Genomic DNA, 20017 nt, shown 5'->3' with positions numbered 1-20017 from the left:
AAAACGGGCGGCCTCGACAGGCCGCCCGTTCGCGTGTTGACCTTCAGCGCATGAATCAATGCGGCGAAGTCCAGCCCTTGTAGCTGCCGACGTTGTCGCGCGTGATCAGCGCGGGCGTCATCTGGATCATCGGATCGGCGGGCTTCTTGCCGTTCATGATGCCGTAGCCCACTTCCACGGCGGTTTGCGCCATCTTCCACGGGTCCTGGCTCGCGGACGCCTGCACGAGCGTGTCGCCCTTGAGCGCCGCTTCGATATCGGGCGCGCCGTCCACCGAGGTGATCACGATATTGCTGCGATGCAGCTGCTTCGCGGCGAGGTCGGTGCCGATCGCCTGCGGATCGTTGATGGTGAACACGCCGTCGAGCTTCGGAAAGCGCGTGAGATAGCCCTGCATCGTGTTCATGCCGCCTTCGCGCGAACCCTTGCCGTCCTGATCGTCGGAGAGAATCTTGATGCCCGGCGACTTCGCGAGCACCTGTTTGCAGCCGTTCACGCGGTCGATCACCGCCGAGACCTGCGGACCGTTTTCGATGATCACGTTGCCCTTGCCGTTGATCTTCTTCGCGAGGTATTCGCAGGAGATCGCGCCGGCTTTCACGTTGTCGGTCTGCACGGTGGCGTCGGCGCCCGCGGCGCTCACGTCCACGGCGATCACCACGATGCCGGCCGCGCGCGCCTTGCGCACGGCGGGCTCGATCGCCTTGGGATCGGAGGCGTTCAGCAGGATGATGTCCACGTGCGCCGAGATGAAGTTGTCGATCTGCGTGAACTGCTTGTTCAGATCGTAGTCGGCGGACACGGCCGTGACCTTCGCGTTCGGATTGATCTGTTTGGCCTTCGCTTCCGCGCCTTGCACGATGGTCACGAAGTAAGGATTGCCAAGCGATCCCACGGTGACGCCGATCGACTTCAGCTGCTTGTCGGCGGCATGCGCGCCCTGCAGGGCGCAGCCGAGCGCGAGGGCGGCAACGGCGCGAGCGGCGACGGCAACGGCGGTTTTCTTCTTGAACATGATGTCTCCTGAGGGTGCCTTCGAGTTATGTCGTGAGTAATGTCAGCGTGCTGCGTGTTGCAGGGGAAACCGATGTATCAGGTGCGTGCCGAGCCGCGCTGGCGATAGCGGTCGAGCGCCACGGCGCCGACGATCACGAGGCCCTTGATGATGTATTGCCAGATGTCCGAGACGCCGAGCAGCACGAGGCCGTTCGAGAGCACCGCGATGATCAGCGCGCCGATCAGCGTGCCGACGATCGAGCCCACGCCGCCCACGAAGCTCGTGCCGCCCAGAATCACCGCGGCGATCGCATCGAGTTCATACGACTGGCCGAGTTGCAGGCCGTTCGCGGCATAGAGGCGCGCCGCCGACATCACCGCGCCGAGTCCCGCGAGCAGGCCCGAGGCCGCGTAGACGAACATCTCGATCGCCCACACCTTGATGCCCGAGAGGCGCGCCGCTTCCGGGTTGCCGCCCACCGAGTAGATATGCAGGCCGAGCACCGTGCGGCGCAGCACGAACCACGACGCGGCCACCACCACGAGCGCGATGATCACGAGCCAGGGCACGCCGAGCACCGTGCCGTTGCCGATGAAGGCGAACGAGAGCTGCGGATTGAAGAGAGTGGTGTCGTGGCCCATCAGGCGCGCCACGCCGCGCACGGCGGTCAGCGAGCCGAGCGTGACGATAAAGGGCGGCAGGCGCAGCAGCGAGATCAGCGCGCCGTTGATGAGGCCGAAGCCGAGACCCACGCCGAGCGCGGCGGGAATGCCGAGCCAGCCCCAGCCGACGATGGTCGAGCCGAGCATCGCGGCCACGGCGGAGGCGGCGAGAATCGAGCCCACCGAAAGGTCGATGCCGCCCGTGAGAATCACGAAGGTCATGCCCGCTGCGAGCACGATGTTGATCGACGCCTGCTGCGTGACGATCGACAGGTTTTCGAGCGTGAAAAAGCCGTCGTTGAGCAGGCCGAAGCCGATGCACAAGAGCACCAGCACGGGCAGCATGCCCGCCGTGCGCATGATCGACTTCATGCGGGCGCGATGGCCGTCGACGGTCTGTCCGCGCGTGGATTGCGTGCCCTGGGTGGACGTGGCCTCGACCGGGTGGTGGGGAAGAATGCTTTTCATGATGTCGTGCTCCTCAATATCTCTTTGACGGTGGCGATGCGCGTCGAGCGCGGCGCTTACGCGGCTTCGTCCAGCGCGCCTTGCGAGCCGGTGGCGAGTTCGATGATGGCTTCCTGGCTGATGGGTTTGCCGGTGTAACCGCCCAGTTCTCCGGCGAACCGGCCTTCGCGCATGACGAGCACGCGGTCGGCCACGCCGATGATTTCGGGCAGCTCGCTCGAAATCACGATGATGCCCACGCCGGTTTTGGCGAGGTCGTTGATGATGCGGTAGATCTCCGACTTCGCGCCGATATCCACGCCGCGCGTCGGTTCGTCGAGGATCAGCACGCGCGGCTTCGTTTCGAGCAGACGCGAAAGCAGCACCTTCTGCTGATTGCCGCCCGAGAGCGCGCCCACGTTCACACGTGGACTCGGTACGCGTATCGTCAGCGCGCGGATCGACTCCTTCGCACGCGACGAACCGCGCGCGAGATCGAGCACGCCGAAGCGCGCGTCGCGGCCCGCCACGGACACGTTGATGTTGTCGCGCACGCTCATGTCGAGAAAGAGGCCCTGATGCTTGCGGTCCTCGGTCAGATAGACGAGACCCGCGTTGATCGCATCGCGCGGCGTATGCACGTGCAGCGTCTTGCCGTCGATGGCGATCTCGCCGCGCACGCGCGGTTCCGCGCCGAAGATCAGGCGCGCGAGTTCCGTGCGGCCCGCGCCCACAAGCCCCGCGATGCCGAGCACTTCGCCCGCATGCAGATCGAGGCTGCAACCGCGCACGCGCTTGTCGTCGGCGACGTCGCGCACGGTGAGCACGGCCTTGCCCGGATCGTAGGGCGCGTGCGCCTTTTTGTAGAAGCCCGAAATATCGCGGCCCACCATCATGCCGACGAGGCTCTCGGCGCTCAGCGCGTCGCGCATCAGCGTGCCGACGTAACTGCCGTCGCGCAGCACCGAAACACGATCGGACAGCTCGTAGATCTCGGCCATGCGATGGCTGATGTAGATGATCGCGAGACCTTCCTCGCGCAATTGCAGAATGAGCTTGAAAAGGAACTCGGTTTCGCGCGAGGAGAGCGGCGTGGTGGGTTCGTCCATCACGATGATGCGTGCTTCGGTGTGCACGGCGCGCGCGATTTCCACAAGCTGGCGTTCGGCGATCGAGAGCGAACCGACCAGCGTGGTCGGGCCGAACGTGGCGCCGAGGCGTTGCAGCACGTCCTCGCAGCCGCGTTCCATCGCCGCGCGATCGACCATGCCGAAGCGCGAGTTGCCGCGCCGCAGTTCGCGGCCCGCATAGATGTTTTCGGCGACCGAGAGATTGGGCGCGAGGCTCAGTTCCTGATAGATCACGGCCACGCCGAGTTCGCGCGCGGCGAGCGGACCGTCGATCGTCACCGGCTGGCCTTCGATGAGAATTTCGCCGCCCGGATCGGCCTGATACGCGCCCGAGAGAATCTTCATCAGCGTGGACTTGCCCGCGCCGTTTTCGCCCATCAGCGAATGCACTTCGCCGGGCCAGACCGAGAGGCGCACGTTATCGAGCGCGCGCACGCCGGGAAAGGTCTTGCTGATGCCGCGCATTTCCAGCAGCGGCGGCGTCGTTTCAGAGCTCGACATGGCTCTCCTCCTGCGCTTGTACGTTGGTTTGTGCGCCGGCGCCCATCAGGATGCCCGCACGCGGCGAAAAGTTGAAGAACATCGGCAGCGTGGCCGCGCCCAGCGCGCCCGCGTCGGGGCCGAAGGTGCCGCGCACCAGCGCGGGCGTGCCGCGCGCCTCGGGCGCGGTGGCGGCGACCGCCACGCGCAGGCGCTGCATGAGCGTGTCGATCAGGCCCGCGTCCACGTCGGCGTCGAGCACCACGGCGGGCACGTCCAGCACGCAGAGCGCGGAACGCAGCGCGGGCGCGAGCGCGTCGATGCAGTCGTCGAGCCATTCCTCCACGGCCGGATGCTGGCGCGCGATGCAGGCTTCGAGATCGGCGCGGCTGTCGACGGTCTCGCCGCAATATTGCAGATGGCGGCGCAGCGCGATCAGCGAGGCGCGCGAGAGCAGGATGTCCCACTTGCCCTCGGGTTTGTGCGCCGAAGGCAGATTGCCCGGCGGCACCGGCATCACCGCGAAATCGCCCGCGTTGCCGGTCAGGCCACGCACGCAGTCGCCGTTGATGGCGACGCCGCCGCCGATCGCCGGGCCGAGAAACAGATAGAGGAAGTCGTCGCGCTGACGCCCGCAGCCGTAGAAGATTTCGGCGATGGCGGCGGCGTTGCCGTCGTTTTCGCTGAACACGGGCAGGCCGGTCGCGCGGCCCAGTTCGGCCGCGAAATCGACATCGCTCCAGACGCGGAAGGTGTCGGCGGGCAGGCCCAGTTCGCGCAGCCAGCTACCGAGGTTATACGGCTGCGCCACGCCGATGCCCGCGAGGCGGCGGCGTTCGTCCTTGTCGAGCAGTCCTGACAATTCGCCGATGTCGCGCTGCACGATTTCCTGCGCTTGCGCGGGTTGCGGCAGCAGCATGTCGTGCGAGCGGCGGCCGATCATCTGGCCCGCGAAGTCGACGAGCACGGTTTCGATATTGGTCCGGTCCAGACGCACGCCGATGGCGAACGCGCCGCGCGGCGAGAGGCGCAGCAGCGAAGCGGGCTGGCCGCGTCCGCCGTCGAGGCGGCGGCCGCTCATTTCGATCAGACCATTCTCGATCAGCGACGTGATGATGCTGCCCACCGCCGTGCTGGTGAGATTCGCGAGGCGCGCGAGGTCGGCCTTCGACGCCTCGCCGGCGCGCCGCAGCGCTTGCAGCAGCAGGCGCTCGTTGAAGCGGCGGACATTGGCCGAGTTGCTGCCCTGACCGACATGCGGACTTCTCACGCGTCTCCTCCGTAAATATCGAGGTGGTGCCAATGCTTGCCGACCGAACGGGTGTGCTGCTTTCGTCGGCGACTAAATAAATCAAGTTGATTTATTTAATGCCGGATTCTGCGCCGTGTCAGCCTGGGGAAATCCCGGCGCGGGGCGGGCATGGGCTTTGTCGGGCCGCGGCGTCGCTTTTGTCTGGGTTTTGCGGCGCATCGGTTGCTGCATCGGTTGCGATTCACGGCGCATCGCGCGTCGCGCTGGGCGCCCGTTGGGAGCCTTCTCCTGCGCTATCCTTTCGTTGCCTTTCGCCGCTCCAGACAAACATCCCTGACTCGCCTAGCGGAGACACGTCACCCATGGCATTCATGCTGCTCATCGCCGAGCCGCGCGGCCAGCGCGACACGCGCACGCCCGCCGAAGGCGAGGCGCTCTACGCGCGCATGCTGCGTTTCGCCGACGACCTTGCCGCGCGCGGCGTGCTGATTGAGGCGCAATCGCTGCTCTCCGATACCCATGCCGTGCGCGTGCAGGTGCGCGAAGGCCAGTCGAGCGTGACCGACGGCCCATTCGCGGAAGCCAAAGAAATGATAGGCGGCTTTTTTCTGCTCGACTGCGCGACGCGCGAAGAAGCGCTCGCGATCGCGCGCGATTGCCCGGCGGCGCAGTGGGCGAGCGTGGAAGTGCGCGAAACGGGGCCGTGCTTTCGGTGAATGAAGCGCGCGGCCTGGGACTTTCCCCAGGCCGCAAAAATAATCATCGCGGCTTGTCGATTTGCACGCGCCTCGCGCGTCGTCTTGATGAGCGCGTCATCCGATGCCGCTTCAATCCCCATCGAAGATCCACACCAGGAGCCCGCAATGCGATTCATGATCATGGTGCGCGCGAACGCGCAGAGCGAATCGGGCGAGATGCAGCCCGACGAATCCCTCTTCGCCGCGATGGCGAGTTATCACGAGGCACTGGCGAAGGCGGGCGTGCTGCTCGACGCGTCCGGCTTGCAGCCGAGTTCGCGCGGCTTTCGCGTGCATTACCACGACGGCAAGCCGACCGTCATTGACGGCCCGTTTGCGGAAACCAAGGAATTGATCGCGGGCTACACGCTGATTCAGGTGCGCACGCGCGACGAAGCGCTCGAATGGGCGCGCCGTTTTCCGGCGCCGTTCGGAAAGCAGATCGACGGCGCAATCGAAGTGCGTCAGCTCTACGAACTGGAGGACTTCGAACCTTCCGCCGAGATCGAGCGCTTTCGCAAACTCGAAGCCGAGCGCAACGCTTCATCGTCGAATTAAGGCCTGTTCAAACGCACTCAAACCTCACAGGACACGATCATGCACAAGCACATCTTCGTCAATCTGGGCGTGCGCGATTTGAAGCGCTCGATGGACTTCTTCGGCCAGGTCGGCTTCACGTTCGAGCCGAAATTCACCAACGAGCAGGCGGCCTGCATGGTGATCGGCGAGAACATCTTCGCGATGCTGCTGACGCCCGATTTCATGCGCGGCTTCACCGATAAACCGCTGGTCGATGCGCGCGAGCAGACCGAAGTGCTGGTTTGTCTCTCGTGCGAGTCGCGCGACGAAGTGAACACGCTGACCGACAAGGCGCTCGCGGCGGGCGGCACGTCGAAGCGGCCGCCCACCGAATATGGCGACGCCATGTACGGCCGCAGCTTCGAAGACCCCGACGGCCATATCTGGGAACTGATGTGGATGTCGCCCGAAATGGTCGAGAAGGGCGCGCACGGCTCGTGACGTGCGATAAGCGCTTCGAGCCGGCCAGCGACGGCAGCGGCGACGATGTCCGTGACGCCACGCACCGCGCCATTGCGGCGGTGTGGCGCATCGAGTCCGCGAAGGTGATCGCCCACGCCGCGCGCATCGTGCGCGACGTGGGACTCGCCGAAGACATCGCGCAGGACGCGCTGCTCGCCGCGCTCGAAAGCTGGCCCGCGAGCGGCATCCCCGAGAACCCGGGCGCCTGGCTCATGACCGCCGCGAAACATCGCGCGCTCGACCGGCTGCGCCGCGCGGCCACGCACGCGCGTGCGCACGACGCGCTGGGCGCCGATCTCGATGCGCTCGGCGCGCACGTCGTGCCCGATATCGCCGAAGCCCTGGAAGCCGCGCGCAACGACGATATCGGCGACGATCTGCTGCGGCTCGTGTTCGTTGCATGTCATCCGGTGCTGGCGCGCGAGGCGCGCGTCGCGCTCACGCTGCGTTTGCTTGGCGGCTTGAGCACGGCCGAAATCGCGCGCGCGTTTCTGGTGCCGGAGGCGACCGTCGCGCAGCGCATCGTGCGCGCGAAGCGCACGCTCGCGCAGGCGCGCGTGCCGTTCGAGGTGCCCGATGCGGCAGCGCGTGCGCCGCGTCTCGCGTCGGTGCTCGAAGTGATTTATCTGATCTTCAACGAAGGCTATGCGGCCACGTCGGGCGCGCACTGGATGCGTCCCGCGCTCTGCGAGGAAGCGTTGCGCCTCGCGCGCATGCTCGCCGAACTCGCGCCCGACGACGCCGAAGCGCACGGTCTTGCCGCCTTGATGGAATTGCAGGCCTCGCGTCTGCCCGCGCGTATCGACCGCGAAGGCCGCGCGGTGCTGCTCGCCGATCAGGATCGCAGCCGCTGGGACGCCTTGCTGATCCGCCGTGGCTTCGCGGCGCTCGCGCGCGCCGAGCAATGCGCGCGGCGCTTCGACGGCGGGGCGGTGGGTCCGTATGTGTTGCAGGCCGCGCTGGCCGCGTGCCACGCGCGCGCGCCGAGCGCGGCGCAAACCGACTGGGCGCGCATCGTCGACATTTACGATGCGTTGTTGCTGATCGATGCGTCGCCCATCGTGCGGCTCAATCGCGCGGTGGCCGTGGGCATGGCGCAGGGTCCGCAGGCGGCGCTCGATATCGTCGATGGTTTGCGCGGGGAAGCCGTGCTTCAGCAGTATCCGTGGCTGCCCGCCGCGCGCGGCGATCTGCTCGACAAGCTCGGGCGCGCGCGCGAAGCCCGCGCCGAATTCGAACGCGCCGCCGCGCTCACGCAGAACGCGCGCGACCGCGAAGTGCTGCTTGCGCGCGCGGCGCGGCTTTCCTGATCGTCGTGATAGTCCTGATCGTCACGGGAAACGCGTTCAAACCAGCTCGACGCGCTTGATCTCTTTCACGATCACGAGATAGCTGATCACGGTGATCAGCGCGTTCACGCCCACGAAGGCCAGCGCGCTGTCGAACGAACCGGTCTTCGCCACGAGGTAGCCGATCGCGATCGGCGTGACGATGCCGGCCACGTTGCCGAACATGTTGAAGATCGAGCCCGAGAGGCCGATGGCTTCCTTCGGCGCGGTGTCGGCGACCACGGCCCAGCCCAGCGCGCCGATGCCCTTGCCGAAAAACGCGAGCGACATCAGCAGGACCACGAGCCAGTCGCTGTGCACGTAATTGCAGCCGACGATACACGCCGAGAGCGCCATGCCGCCGACGATGGGCGCCTTGCGCGCGAGGGTGAGCGAGCAGCCCGCGCGGATCAGCGAGTCGGAGATCACGCCGCCCAGCACGCCGCCGAGAAAGCCGCAGATCGCGGGCAGCGACGCCACGAGGCCCGCTTGCAGGATCGTCATGCCGCGCGCCTGCACGAGGTAGATCGGGAACCACGTCAGGAAAAAGTACGTGATCACGTTGATGCAGTACTGCGCGAGATACACGCCCAGCAGCATGCGGTTCGAGAGCAGTTGACGCATGATGCGCCAGCCGTTGCCCTTCGCCTGCACAGCGCCGCCATCGCGCGACTTGCGCTGATGGCCGTTCACGAGGCCGCCGCCTTGTTCGATGTACTCCAGTTCCTGCGGATTCACGCCCGGATGGTTCGCCGGATTCTTCATGACCTTGAGCCAGACGAAGGCCAGCGCGAGACCGGCCACGCCCATCATCAGATAGACGTGGTGCCAGCCGTAGGCGTGCGTGACCCAGGCCATCAGCGGCGTGAAGACGACGGCCGCGAAATACTGCGCCGAATTGAAGATCGCCGACGCCGTGCCGCGCTCCTGGGTCGGGAACCAGCTCGCCACCACTTTCGCGTTGGCCGGGAAGGCGGGCGCTTCGGCCGCGCCCATCACGAAGCGCAGCGCGAACAGCGCCGTGACGGCCGCCGCCGTGCTGCCGAGCACGCCGATCGTGCTTTGCAGCAGCGTGAACAGCGACCACAGGAAGATGCTGGTGGCGTAGACGCGGCGCGCGCCGAAGCGGTCGAGAATCCAGCCCGCGGGCAGCTGCGAGAGCACATAGGCCCAGCTGAACGCCGAGAAGATATAGCCCATGCGGATGGCGTCGAAGCCGAACTCCGCGCGCATGGCCGAGCCGGTGACCGAGAGCGTCGCGCGATCCGCGTAGTTGAGGGTGGTGATGACGAAGATCAGCGCAAGGATGACGTAGCGGACTTTCGTGCGGCTCGCGGCATCGGCTGCGCTGGCGGCCGGGCTGGCGGTACGGCTCAACGGCATGGGTTCACCTTGGTTCGTGCGCGGAGGAACGGGCGAGCGTTTCCGCGGAATGTCTCCGAGTGGCCCGAGTTGTCAGACATCGAGCCGACTTGTCAGAAGGCATCCTACAATGTCTTACGGCGGCGGAGCAATCGTCTCGACGCATGTTTCGCTAGAATTCAGGGTAAACGTGGTATTGAGGGTGCCGCGCGAGTATGGAATTGTTCGCCAAGTTGTTCGACAACATGACGGGCGCCGCGATCGAGATGTTAACAGCGGCGCCCCTGACTACGAAAGCCCGGGGAGGCGAATTTGAACAGGAAGAAAATGGTGCAAGGGATGATGGGCGCGGTGCTGGGCATCGCAAGCGCGGTTGCGGCGCACGCGGCGACCTTCGTGTATGTCTCGAATGCCGATAGCCAGGACATTTCGGTGTTCCGCGTCGACGAAAACGCGGGCACGCTCGCGGCGGTCGAGACGGTGCCGGTCGGCGGCACGGTCATGCCGATGACGTTCTCGCCCGATCATCGCCGTCTGTACGCCGGTCTGCGCTCGCAGCCGTACCGCGTGGTGAGCTTCGCGATCAATCCGCTCGACGGGCGGCTCGCCGAACTCGGCCGCGCGCCGCTCGCCGAAAGCATGGCCTATCTCTCGACCGACGCGACGGGGCGCTATCTGCTCTCGGCCTCGTATGGCGGCAACCAGCTCGCGGTGAACCGCATCGGCGAAAACGGTGTGGCGGGCGACGTGCAGCAGACGATCAAGACCGGGCCGATGGCGCACGCGATCCGCACCTCGGCGGACAACCGTTACGCGTTCGCGTCCGTGCTGGGTTCCGATGCGTGGCTGCGTCTGCGCTTCGATGCCGCCACGGGCCAGTTGACCGAGGACGCCGCGCCCGCGTATGCGCTGCCCGAAAAGTCGGGCCCGCGCCATTTCGTGTTTTCGTCGGACAGCCGCTTTGTGTACCTGATCGACGAACTCGACGGCAAACTGCACGTGCTCGCGTTCGACCGCACGCACGATACGGTCAAGCCGATCCAGACCATTTCGATCCTGCCCGCCGATTTTCACGGCGACAAACCGTGGGGCGCCGATCTGCATCTGACGCCCGATGGGCAATTTCTTTATACGTCGGAGCGCACGTCGAGCACGCTGGGTGCGTATCGCGTCGATCGCGCCACGGGCAAGCTCGCGCGCATCGGCACTTATGCCACGCAGAAGCAGCCGCGCGGCTTCAATATCGATCCGTCCGGGCGCTGGCTGTTCGCGGTCGGCCAGTTGTCGCCGCAGATGAGCGTGTACCGCATCGACGCGAAAACGGGCGCGCTCGAAGAGACGGGGCAGGTGCCGGTGGGTAAGGGCGCGAACTGGGTGGAAGTCGTGCGTTACACGGGGTCGAACGAGTAAAGCAGCCGACGCGCGTTGAATGCGCTGCGTCCGCGCCGGTTTTCGTGCGCGGACGCAACCCGGCTCTTTAGCGCAGCGAGCAGTTGAGCCAGTGATTGATGCGCTCGCCGTCGAGGCGCGAGCCTTCGGCGCTGGCGCTGCCGAGCATCGTGACGATCACGGGGCGGTGGCCGTGCACCATCACGCGCATGACCATGTTGTGGCCCGACTCGTTGATGAAGCCGGTCTTTTGCAGGCTCGCCTGCACGCGGTTGTAGCGCACGAGGCGATTGCTGTTCACATATTGAAGCTGCCCGCGCCCGGTGGGCACGCGTTCCTGATGATCGGTCGAATAGCGGCGGATCAGCGGATAGCCGTTGGCCGCGCGCACGAGCCGCGCGAGTTCGCGCGCCGTCGAAACGTTCTGCGGCGAAAGCCCCGTTGCGTTGACGAAGTGCGTGTTCGGCATGCCGAGGCTCGCGGCCTTGGCGTTCATCGCCGCCACGAAGGCGGGCTGGCCGCCCGGATAGTCGCGCGAGAGCGCCGAGGCCGCACGGTTCTCCGACGACATCAGCGCGATATGCAGCATGTTCGCGCGCGAGAGGCTCGACCCGACGGTGAGGCGCGAGTGCGTGAACTTGAGCGTGTCGAGATCGGCGTCGGTCACGTCGAGGCGGCGCGCGAGCGGCGCGTCGCGCTGATCGAGCCAGACCACGGCCGTCATCAGCTTCGAGACCGAGGCGATCGGCACGACCGAATCGGCGTTGCGCGCGAACAGCGGCGTGTGCGTCTGCTCGTCGACGATGAACACCGAGTGCGAGAACAGATGCTTGCGCGAGGCGGGCGTGTAGCCGCAGCGCGCCAGCAGATGCGGACCTTTTGCGTTCGACGCGGCGGTGTGCGGCTCGACGTAAGGGATGATCTGCGGGGTGAAATTCGCGGCGCTGGCCTGCGCGTTTGCTGCGGGCGGGTTCGTGTGCTGCTTGAGCAGCGCTTTCGGCTTCGGTGTGGCATGCAACTTCGCGTGCGCTTTAGCGTGCAGCTTCGCGTGCGGTTTTGCATGCGCCTTTGCGTGCGGCTTCACGTGCGCGATAGCGCTGTGGGGGGCGCTGTGCGCGCCGTGCCCATGCGGCACGGGCTTCGCTTTCGTGCGCTTGCCGCGGCGCTTCGCGTCGGGCGTTTTCGTCGTGGCGAGCGCGGGCGCGGTGCGTTGCGCCGAGCGCGGCTTGCGGGTGATTTTCTTCTTCTTGGCGACCGCGTGCACATGCGGATCGGCGCGATGCCGATGCGTGGTGGCGGCGAAGCTCGCGGTGGCGGTGAGGCCGGCGAGCACGAGCGTGGAAACGAGGAGCGAAAGTCGAGAGAGGGAAATCACCGGCAGAAAAATTGAGGCGGGTAGTTCGAAAGAGGGCGACGAGAAACGACGAAAAGCGATGAGAAGCGATGAGAAACAACGAAAGCGCGGCGGCGCGACGCGAGGCGTTTCACCGCGCGCGAGGCCTCAATGGTACAGGTAGAACGCGCCGCCGCGCGCATTCTTCGCGTTTTTCCGTCGATATCGCTGCAAATTGGCGCATGAAGCGTTGAAAAGGCGGCTGCAAAAGCGATCGCAAAAGCGCCGTCTCGCGAGCCAGGGTTGAGCCTGTTTCGCGCGCATGTTACCGGTCTCAGGGTTATCGCGAATGGCTGCGTTCGCGCACCGATTTGTATGATGGGCCAGAACATGCCGATGCTCCCGCCCATGCGTTCCGGCTGCGCAGTCGTCGCTGCCGCGTCGAGCGTGGCGGTGCAACGCAGGCTCATGAACACGCTCACTCCCGCCCCCGCTTCCTTGCTCGTGCATTCGCTCCGCCGTCGCGCCGAGGTCTTCACTGACGCCGCCAATCTCGCTAGCATGCTGGATTGCGCCCGCATCCGTTACCGGAGTGTCTAGATGCCTCGCTTCGCCGCGAATCTCACGATGATGTACAACGAGCACGCGTTTCTCGACCGCTTCGCCGCCGCCGCGCGCGATGGGTTCGACGCCGTGGAATATCTGTTTCCGTATGACCATCCGGCCGCCGAAGTGAAGGCGCGGCTCGAAGAAAACGGGCTCACGCAGGCGCTGTTCAACGCGCCGCCCGGCGACTGGGCCGCGGGCGAGCGCGGTCTCGCCTCGCTGCCGGGCCGCGAGGACGAATTCCGTCGCGGCATCGACAAGGCGCTCGATTACGCGCGCGTGCTCGGCAATCGCAAGCTGCACGTGATGGCGGGCATCGTCGCGTCGGAGGCTACGCGCGCGCAGCAGCGCGAACTGTATCTCCAGCATCTCGACTACGCGGCGCAGGCCGCGCGCGGCGAGGGCATCACGATCCTGATCGAGCCGATCAACACGCGCGACATGCCGGGCTATCTGCTCAATCGTCAGGACGACGCGCACGCGATCTGCGCCGAAGTCGGCGCGCCGAATCTGCAGGTGCAGTTCGATTGTTACCACTGCCAGATCATGGAGGGCGACCTCGCGGTCAAACTCAAGCGCGATATCGCGCGAATCGGGCATATTCAGGTGGCGGGCGTGCCCGAGCGGCACGAGCCCGATAGCGGGGAACTCAATTATCCGTGGCTCTTTTCGCTCATCGACGAACTGGGCTACACGGGCTGGATCGGTTGCGAATACTGGCCGCGCGCGAAGGCGTCGGACGGTCTTGGCTGGATCCGGCCTTATATGAAAATGCGATGAACATGCGATGAAGGCGCGCGCCTGAGGCAGTCGTTCGTGCGTGCGCGGTATGCGGTGCATTCCATCAGGCTTGAACGGAGCGTTCGACTATGAAAGTGCTGATTACCGGCGGTGCAGGATTTCTCGGCCAACGACTCGCGGGTGAATTGCTCGCGCGCGGGACGTTGAAGATCGGCGGCGTGGCGCAGCGCATCGACGAGATCGTGCTGCTCGACGTGACGCGCGCGACGGGACCCGACGATCCGCGCGTACGCATCGAGGAGGGCGATATTGCCGAGCGCGCCGTGCTGGAGCGCGTGATCGACGGCGAAACGGCCGTGATCTTCCACCTCGCCGCGATGCTGAGCGCGGAAGCGGAGGCGGCGTTCGACGAAGGCATGCGCATCAATTTCGACGCCACGCGCGAACTGCTCGAAGTCTGCCGCGCGCGCGGCCATGCGCCGCGACTTGTGTTCACGAGTTCGGTGGCGGTCTATGGCGGCGATATTCCCGAAGAAGTGCAGGACGACACGGCGCTGAATCCGCAATCGTCGTATGGCGTGCAGAAGGCGATGGCCGAATTGCTGCTCAGCGATTATTCACGGCGCGGTTTCGTCGATGGGCGCGTGCTGCGTCTGCCGACCATCAGCGTGCGGCCCGGCAAGCCGAATGGCGCGGCGTCGTCGTTTGCGAGCGGCATCATCCGCGAGCCGCTCAATCGCGAGATCAGCGTGGTGCCGGTGAGCGGCGCGACGCGCGTCTGGCTGCTCTCGCCGCGCATCGCGATCGAAAACATCGTGATGGGTGCGGAAATCAACGCGGCGGCGCTCGGCCATTCGCGTGTGGTGAATCTGCCCGGCGTGTGCGTGACCGTCGACGAAATGGTCGAGACGCTGAGCCAGTTCGCGGGACCGAAGGCGGTGGCGCGCATCGAATGGGCGCCGGACGAGACGATCGAGCGCATCGTCAGCAGCTGGCCGGCGAGCTGGAATCAGCGCCACGCGAAGAAGCTGGGCTTCAGCGGCGAGACGACGTTCCGCGCCATCGTGCAGACCTATCTCGAAGACGAACTGCATATTCTGCCCAAACGCGATCACGGGCATCATTAGACGCGCATCGTTGTTTGAAAGCGCGCGATCAGTCAGGATGACGAATGAATAAAAACGAGTATGAAATCCACGATGCGCGCTTTCGCTGGCTGATTCAGGCGAACGCACCTTTGCAGAAGATCGCGGGCGATTGTCTCTGGAACGAGGGGCCGGTGTATTTTCCGGCCGCCGATCATCTGCTCTGGAGCGACATCCCGAACAATCGCATGATGCGCTGGGCGCCCGGCGTGGGTGTCGGCGTGTTTCGCGCCAATGCGAATTTCAGCAACGGCAATACGCGCGATAACGAGGGCCGTCTCGTGACCTGCGAGCACGGACGGCGCTGTATTTCACGCACCGAACACGACGGCAGCGTGGTGGTGCTCGCCTCGCATTATCAGGGCCGCCGTTTCAATTCGCCGAACGATGTGATCGTCGATTCGCGCGGCACGATCTGGTTCAGCGATCCCGACTACGGGATCATGAGCGATTACGAAGGCTTTCGCGCGGAAGGCGAGATCGGCGGCTGTCACGTCTATGCGCTCGATCCGGGCGCGAGCGAGGCGCGCCGCGTGACGCACGATTTCGTGAAGCCCAACGGGCTTGCGTTTTCGCCCGATGAATCGCTGCTGTATATCGCCGATTCGGGCGCGTCGCACGTAGACGGCGGGCCGCGCCATATCCGCGTGTTCGACGTGCGCGATGGCGCGTTGTCGAATTCGCGCGTGTTCATGTCGATGCAGAACGGCGTGCCCGATGGCTTTCGCGTCGATGAGCAGGGCAACGTCTGGACCAGCGCCGAAGACGGCGTGCATTGTTATTCGCCGCAAGGCGAATTGCTCGGCAAGATCCTGCTGCCCGAAGTGGTGTCGAACCTCACGTTCGGCGGGCTCCATCGCAACCGGCTGTTCATTACGGCGACGTCGTCGGTGTACGCGCTGTTTATGGGCGTGCGCGGTGCGGGGCGATGAAGTTGCGCTGACGCGAGCGCCGTTGCACGGTCAGGCCGTGGTCGAGATCAGTCCGCCCGTGCTCTGGCCGCTCGCCAGCATCAATTGAACCAGTTCGGATTGCGCCGTCTCGATCGCGGCTTCGATCTGGTTGGCCGCGCTGAGCGTCGCGTCCTGGCTCGATTTCGCGGAGCCGCTGGCGTTCGTGGATGGCGATGCGCCGGTGGGGCTGCTGGAGGTGTCGCCGTTCGAATCGGCGTTCGTGCTGTTGTTCGTGCTGTTGTTCGTGCTGCTGTTCGTGTTGTTGTTCGTGTTGTTGTTCGCGCCGTTGCTGGAACTGCTCGCCGCTTGCGCCGCGCCGCCGTTTTTCGGCAGCGAAGCGAGTTGCGATTCGAGCGCCTTGATCAGCGCCTTGAGCTGGTCGATGGCCGTCGTGGTGCTGCTCGAACTCGACGACGACGAACCGCCGCCACCGCCTCCACCACCACCGCCTTTTGACGTCGAAGAAGTCGACGTCGTGCCCGACGTGCTGCTCGACGTCGAACTGCCCGATGACGAGGAATCGCCCGTAGCACTCGTAGCGCTCGACGAAGCCGCGCTGTTATTGGCGTTCGACGTGCTCGAACCGGTCGTGGCGGAGCCGCTGGCGGTCGTCGCGATGGGGGCGATGGCGGAACTGGTGGCTTGGATCTGCATGAAGGCCTGTCCTCGGCGTTGAGCGATGCGGCGAAGGTGTCCGGGCATCGTCTGCGGCGCGCATAAGAAACCCCTAAGTGCAATAACGGCAGCGCGCGCCCAATTCTTTAGGGGCAGTCGCCCTGGGGTGCCTTACATGCCCTTGAAGCGGTCCGCTTAAATCTGGCTCAGGATCAGGGCCGTATCCCATCGAAAAGGGCGCCAACAGGTAAAATCGATGCCGGACGCCGCCACCGGCGCGACCCTCCACCCGAACGATTCGAAACGACTCCGCTCCGGCGCCCACGCCGGATCGACCTGGCATGCAATTACCCGGCTCCACCGTCCCGATCTCGCTTGTTCTCGGTTTTCTCGCCGCCGCGCGCGCGCGGCCGGAAGTGGTCGAGCGTTATCTGCGCCAGGCGGGCATTCCCGAGGAATTGCTGGACGAACCCGGCGCGCGCGTGACCGAGGAGCAGTTCTCGACGCTCTATCGCATGCTCGCGATCGAACTCGACGACGAAATGCCCGGCATCTTCAGCCGTCCGTTCCGCAGCGGCACGCTGAAATTCCTCTGCCTGAGCCTGCTCGACGCGCGCAATCTGGAAACGGCGCTGCATCGCTTCGGCCAGTTCTTCCATATCGTGCTCGACGATTTCCGCGTCGAGTCGCGCCGCAGCGAACTCGTCGCCCAGGTCGAACTGCGTCCGCATCCGGCTTTCGGGCCGATCGGCCCGCTCGGCCAGGAACTGATGCTCAAGCTCGCGCATGGCGTGTCGTCCTGGCTCATCGGGCAGAAGATTCCGCTGCTGCAAGTCGAACTGGCGTGCGCGCGCCAGCCGCACGCCGCCGATCATCGCTACTTCTTTTCCGGGCCGGTGCGCTTCGGCTGCGAAGCGCCGCTGCTGCGCTTCAGCGCCGCCTATCTCGACATGCCGATCCGCCAGAGCAAGCGCAATCTGCGCAAATTTCTGGCGCGCTCGCCCGGCGACTGGATCTTCGAGTCGTTCAGCGAACAACTCGTGAGCCATCAGGTGCGCCAGTATCTCGCGACCACGCTGCCCGATCTGCCGACCATCGAGGCGGCGTCCGATCATCTGCATTGCTCGGTGCGCACCTTGTGCCGCAAGCTCGCCGCCGAGGACACCGCGTTCCAGGCGCTCAAGGACGAACTGCGCCGCGATATCGCGATCCAACGTCTGACCGACACGCAGGACACCATCGCGGCCATCGGCGCCGATATCGGTTTCGACGACCCGAGCGCGTTCCATCGCGCGTTTCGCCACTGGACCGGCAGCACGCCGGGCACCTATCGCGGGCGCGCCTGAGTCTCGATTGCGCATGGAAGCGCATCCGGGTTGACCCTGGGATGTCTTGCGCTGCATGGTGCGCTGCGTCACGCGGTGGCAAGATTTGTCACTAGATGGGCCGGATCGGACAGTCCCCGCCTGCGCCTTTGACGCTACGATTCGATGAACATGACCGGCCTGCGCCGGGCGCTGAGCCCAGCCGTCGCGGTCTTTCTCATTCAACGCGTGATCGAAAGGTTTGCCATGAGCTTTAACGCCCCCGTCAAGGACATGCTGTTCGTGCTGAAAGAGCTCGCCGGCATCGACACCATCGCTGAACTGCCGGGCTATGACGACGCCGGTTTCGAAACCGCGCAAGCCGTGCTCGAAGAGGCCGCGAAGCTGTGCGCCGAAGTGCTCGCGCCGCTGAACGTCGAAGGCGACCGCAATCCCAGCAGCTGGCACGACGGCGAAGTGCGCGCCACGCCCGGCTTCAAGGAGGCGTTCAAGCAATTCGCCGAAGGTGGTTGGCAAGGTTTGCAACATCCGGGCGAGTACGGCGGCCAGGGTCTGCCCAAGCTGATCGGCACGCCGTGCAACGAAATGCTCAACGCGGCGAACCTGTCGTTCGCGCTGTGTCCGCTGCTGACCGACGGCGCGATCGAGGCGCTGCTCACGGCGGGCAGCGAGGAACAGAAGCAGCGTTACGTGCCGAAGCTCATCTCGGGCGAGTGGACCGGCACGATGAACCTCACCGAACCGCAGGCGGGCTCCGACCTCGCGCTGGTGCGCTCGCGCGCCGAGCCGCAGGCGGACGGCTCGTACAAGGTCTTCGGCACGAAGATCTTCATCACGTGGGGCGAGCACGACATGGCCGAGAACATCATGCATCTCGTGCTGGCGCGCGTGCCGAACGCGCCCGAAGGCGTGAAGGGCATCTCGCTGTTCATCGTGCCGAAGTTCCTCATCAACGAAGACGGCTCGCTCGGCGCGCGCAACGACGTGCATTGCGTCTCGATCGAGCACAAGCTCGGTATCAAGGCGAGCCCCACGGCGGTGCTGCAATACGGCGACAACGGCGGCGCGATCGGCTATCTGGTCGGCGAGGAAAATCGCGGCCTCGAATACATGTTCGTGATGATGAACGCGGCGCGCTTCGGCGTGGGCACGCAAGGCATCGCGATTGCCGAACGCGCCTATCAACACGCGCTCGGCTACGCGAAGGAGCGTGTGCAAAGCCGTCCGGTCGACGGTTCGGCGAAGGCGTCGGTCACGATCATTCATCATCCCGACGTGCGCCGCATGCTGGCCACGATGCGCTCGCTGACCGAAGGCGCGCGCTCGCTCGCCTACGTGGCGGCGGCGCATGGCGACATCGCGCATCAGCACGCGGACGAAGCGGTGCGTGCGCGTCATCAGGCCATCTTCGAATTCCTCGTGCCGATCGTGAAGGGCTGGAGCACGGAAATGGCCAACGATGTCACGAGCCTCGGCGTGCAGGTGCATGGCGGCATGGGTTTCATCGAAGAGACGGGCGCCGCGCAGCACTATCGCGACGCGCGCATTCTTGCGATCTACGAAGGCACGACGGCCATTCAGGCGAACGACCTGATCGGCCGCAAGACGGCGCGCGACGGCGGCGCAGTAGCGAAGGCGCTGCTCGACGAAGTCGCGCAGACGGTGGAAGCGCTGGGCAACGTGAGCGGCGCGGCGGCGGCATCGATGCGCGCGCAACTTCAGCAAGGCGCGAACGCGCTCGCGCATGTCGTGGACTTCGTGGTGCAGAACGTCAAGCGCGATCCGAACGCGGTGTTCGTCGGCAGCGTGCCGTATCTGAAGCTCGCGGGCATCGTGTTGTGCGGCTGGCAACTCGGGCGCGGCCTGCTCGCGGCGCAGCGCAAGCATGAAGAAGACCCCGCGTTTTACGGTGCGAAGATCGCGATGGCGCATTTCTATGCCGAGCACGTGCTCTCGCAGGCGGGCGGTCTCGCCACGGCGGTGCTGGGCGCGCAAGACGGCGAAGGCGTGCTCGCGCTCGCCGAGGACCAGTTCTGATACTGGCCGTCGCGAATGAGCCTGGCAGAAAAAGAAAACCCACGAGACACAGCATGAATGCGAATGAACTGGTCGCCCAATACGGCCCACGCGAGTCGATGGAATACGACGTCGTGGTCGTCGGCGGCGGCCCGGCCGGGCTTTCCGCGGCCATCCGCCTGAAGCAGCTCGCAGCAGAAAAAGGCGTCGACATTGGCGTGTGCGTCCTGGAGAAAGGCTCGGAAATCGGGGCGCATATCCTCTCGGGCGCGGTCATGGATCCGCGCGCGATCGACGAGCTGATTCCCGACTGGAAAGAGCAAGGCGCGCCGCTGAACGTGCCCGTCACCGAGGACAAGTTCCTTTTTCTTTCCGAAACTGGGGCTAAGGCTGTGCCGAACTGGGCGCTGCCGGACAACTTCAAGAATCACGGCAATTACGTCATCAGCCTCGCGAAT

General features: G+C 65.4%; 19 protein-coding genes. 11 read left to right on the top strand and 8 right to left on the bottom strand.

The features are described from left to right. Positions 1-55: 55 nt before the first annotated feature. The 4 genes from U4Y88_RS31825 to U4Y88_RS31810 all read right to left on the bottom strand — a co-directional run bounded on the left by U4Y88_RS31825 (position 56) and on the right by U4Y88_RS31810 (position 4986). A complete protein-coding gene (locus U4Y88_RS31825) occupies positions 56-1015 on the bottom strand; it encodes an ABC transporter substrate-binding protein (protein WP_321788766.1) in 960 nt (319 codons plus the stop codon). 77 nt (positions 1016-1092) lie between these two features. Next, positions 1093-2127 (bottom strand): ABC transporter permease subunit, encoded by a 1035-nt coding sequence (locus tag U4Y88_RS31820; protein ID WP_415774525.1) that lies wholly within the window; start codon positions 2125-2127, stop codon positions 1093-1095. Between the two features lie 56 nt (positions 2128-2183). After that, complete coding sequence (locus U4Y88_RS31815) at positions 2184-3737, bottom strand: sugar ABC transporter ATP-binding protein (RefSeq protein ID WP_310631852.1); 1554 nt, start codon at positions 3735-3737, stop codon at positions 2184-2186. Then, positions 3724-4986 (bottom strand): ROK family transcriptional regulator, encoded by a 1263-nt coding sequence (locus U4Y88_RS31810; RefSeq protein WP_321788764.1) that lies wholly within the window; start codon positions 4984-4986, stop codon positions 3724-3726. Before U4Y88_RS31810 ends, U4Y88_RS31815 begins: the two co-directional genes overlap by 14 nt. A 344-nt stretch (positions 4987-5330) precedes the next feature. Here U4Y88_RS31810 and U4Y88_RS31805 point away from each other — a divergent pair, with 344 nt between their 5' ends. The 4 genes from U4Y88_RS31805 to U4Y88_RS31790 all read left to right on the top strand — a co-directional run bounded on the left by U4Y88_RS31805 (position 5331) and on the right by U4Y88_RS31790 (position 8056). Further along, positions 5331-5684, top strand: coding sequence for a YciI family protein (locus U4Y88_RS31805; protein ID WP_321788762.1), 354 nt, complete (start codon positions 5331-5333; stop codon positions 5682-5684). Between the two features lie 147 nt (positions 5685-5831). Continuing rightward, positions 5832-6263, top strand: coding sequence for a YciI family protein (locus U4Y88_RS31800; protein WP_310629814.1), 432 nt, complete (start codon positions 5832-5834; stop codon positions 6261-6263). A 39-nt stretch (positions 6264-6302) separates the two neighbouring features. Further along, positions 6303-6725: a VOC family protein gene (locus U4Y88_RS31795; RefSeq protein ID WP_224009859.1), complete on the top strand. Its 423-nt coding sequence runs from the start codon at positions 6303-6305 to the stop codon at positions 6723-6725. Then, positions 6722-8056 carry an RNA polymerase sigma factor gene (locus U4Y88_RS31790; RefSeq protein WP_321788761.1) on the top strand — a complete coding sequence of 445 codons (1335 nt, stop codon included), beginning with the start codon at positions 6722-6724 and terminating at the stop codon, positions 8054-8056. Before U4Y88_RS31795 ends, U4Y88_RS31790 begins: the two co-directional genes overlap by 4 nt. 36 nt (positions 8057-8092) lie before the next feature. On the opposite strand, the gene U4Y88_RS31785 is transcribed toward U4Y88_RS31790, so the two are convergent. Next, on the bottom strand, positions 8093-9457 hold the full coding sequence (locus tag U4Y88_RS31785; RefSeq protein ID WP_224009863.1) for an MFS transporter: 1365 nt from the start codon (positions 9455-9457) through the stop codon (positions 8093-8095). A gap of 306 nt (positions 9458-9763) precedes the next feature. Here U4Y88_RS31785 and U4Y88_RS31780 point away from each other — a divergent pair, with 306 nt between their 5' ends. Beyond that, the gene (locus U4Y88_RS31780) at positions 9764-10846 is read left to right on the top strand and encodes a lactonase family protein (protein WP_321788930.1); all 1083 of its coding nucleotides are present in this window, start codon (positions 9764-9766) and stop codon (positions 10844-10846) included. A gap of 67 nt (positions 10847-10913) precedes the next feature. On the opposite strand, the gene U4Y88_RS31775 is transcribed toward U4Y88_RS31780, so the two are convergent. Further along, complete coding sequence (locus tag U4Y88_RS31775; RefSeq protein WP_321788759.1) at positions 10914-12200, bottom strand: serine hydrolase; 1287 nt, start codon at positions 12198-12200, stop codon at positions 10914-10916. Further along, positions 12197-12634 carry a hypothetical protein gene (locus U4Y88_RS31770; RefSeq protein WP_321788757.1) on the bottom strand — a complete coding sequence of 146 codons (438 nt, stop codon included), beginning with the start codon at positions 12632-12634 and terminating at the stop codon, positions 12197-12199. The genes U4Y88_RS31775 and U4Y88_RS31770 overlap by 4 nt, the downstream gene beginning before the upstream one ends. Before the next feature lie 124 nt (positions 12635-12758). Here U4Y88_RS31770 and otnI point away from each other — a divergent pair, with 124 nt between their 5' ends. The 3 genes from otnI to U4Y88_RS31755 all read left to right on the top strand — a co-directional run bounded on the left by otnI (position 12759) and on the right by U4Y88_RS31755 (position 15582). Continuing rightward, a complete protein-coding gene (gene otnI, locus U4Y88_RS31765; protein WP_321788755.1) occupies positions 12759-13544 on the top strand; it encodes a 2-oxo-tetronate isomerase in 786 nt (261 codons plus the stop codon). Positions 13545-13633: 89 nt separating this feature from the next. Continuing rightward, positions 13634-14632 carry a D-erythronate dehydrogenase gene (gene denD, locus U4Y88_RS31760; RefSeq protein ID WP_310632381.1) on the top strand — a complete coding sequence of 333 codons (999 nt, stop codon included), beginning with the start codon at positions 13634-13636 and terminating at the stop codon, positions 14630-14632. A 44-nt stretch (positions 14633-14676) separates the two neighbouring features. Further along, positions 14677-15582 (top strand): SMP-30/gluconolactonase/LRE family protein, encoded by a 906-nt coding sequence (locus tag U4Y88_RS31755; RefSeq protein WP_321788753.1) that lies wholly within the window; start codon positions 14677-14679, stop codon positions 15580-15582. 30 nt (positions 15583-15612) lie between these two features. On the opposite strand, the gene U4Y88_RS31750 is transcribed toward U4Y88_RS31755, so the two are convergent. Next, the gene (locus U4Y88_RS31750) at positions 15613-16257 is read right to left on the bottom strand and encodes a hypothetical protein (RefSeq protein WP_321788751.1); all 645 of its coding nucleotides are present in this window, start codon (positions 16255-16257) and stop codon (positions 15613-15615) included. Positions 16258-16559: 302 nt separating this feature from the next. Here U4Y88_RS31750 and U4Y88_RS31745 point away from each other — a divergent pair, with 302 nt between their 5' ends. From U4Y88_RS31745 to U4Y88_RS31735, 3 genes are all read left to right on the top strand, one after another. Then, a complete protein-coding gene (locus U4Y88_RS31745) occupies positions 16560-17564 on the top strand; it encodes an AraC family transcriptional regulator (RefSeq protein WP_224009875.1) in 1005 nt (334 codons plus the stop codon). Between the two features lie 225 nt (positions 17565-17789). Next, positions 17790-19580, top strand: coding sequence for an acyl-CoA dehydrogenase (locus U4Y88_RS31740; protein ID WP_321788749.1), 1791 nt, complete (start codon positions 17790-17792; stop codon positions 19578-19580). A gap of 53 nt (positions 19581-19633) precedes the next feature. Beyond that, a partial coding sequence (locus tag U4Y88_RS31735; RefSeq protein ID WP_321788747.1) for an NAD(P)/FAD-dependent oxidoreductase occupies positions 19634-20017 on the top strand: 384 nt, incomplete at its 3' end.

It is taken from the genome of Paraburkholderia sp. J94 (genome assembly GCF_905220285.1).
In the GTDB taxonomy this organism is placed as follows: Bacteria; Pseudomonadota; Gammaproteobacteria; order Burkholderiales; family Burkholderiaceae; genus Paraburkholderia; species Paraburkholderia tropica_A.
The sequence above is the reverse complement of the archived record's forward strand: the minus strand, read 5'-3'. Positions and strand labels throughout refer to the sequence as shown.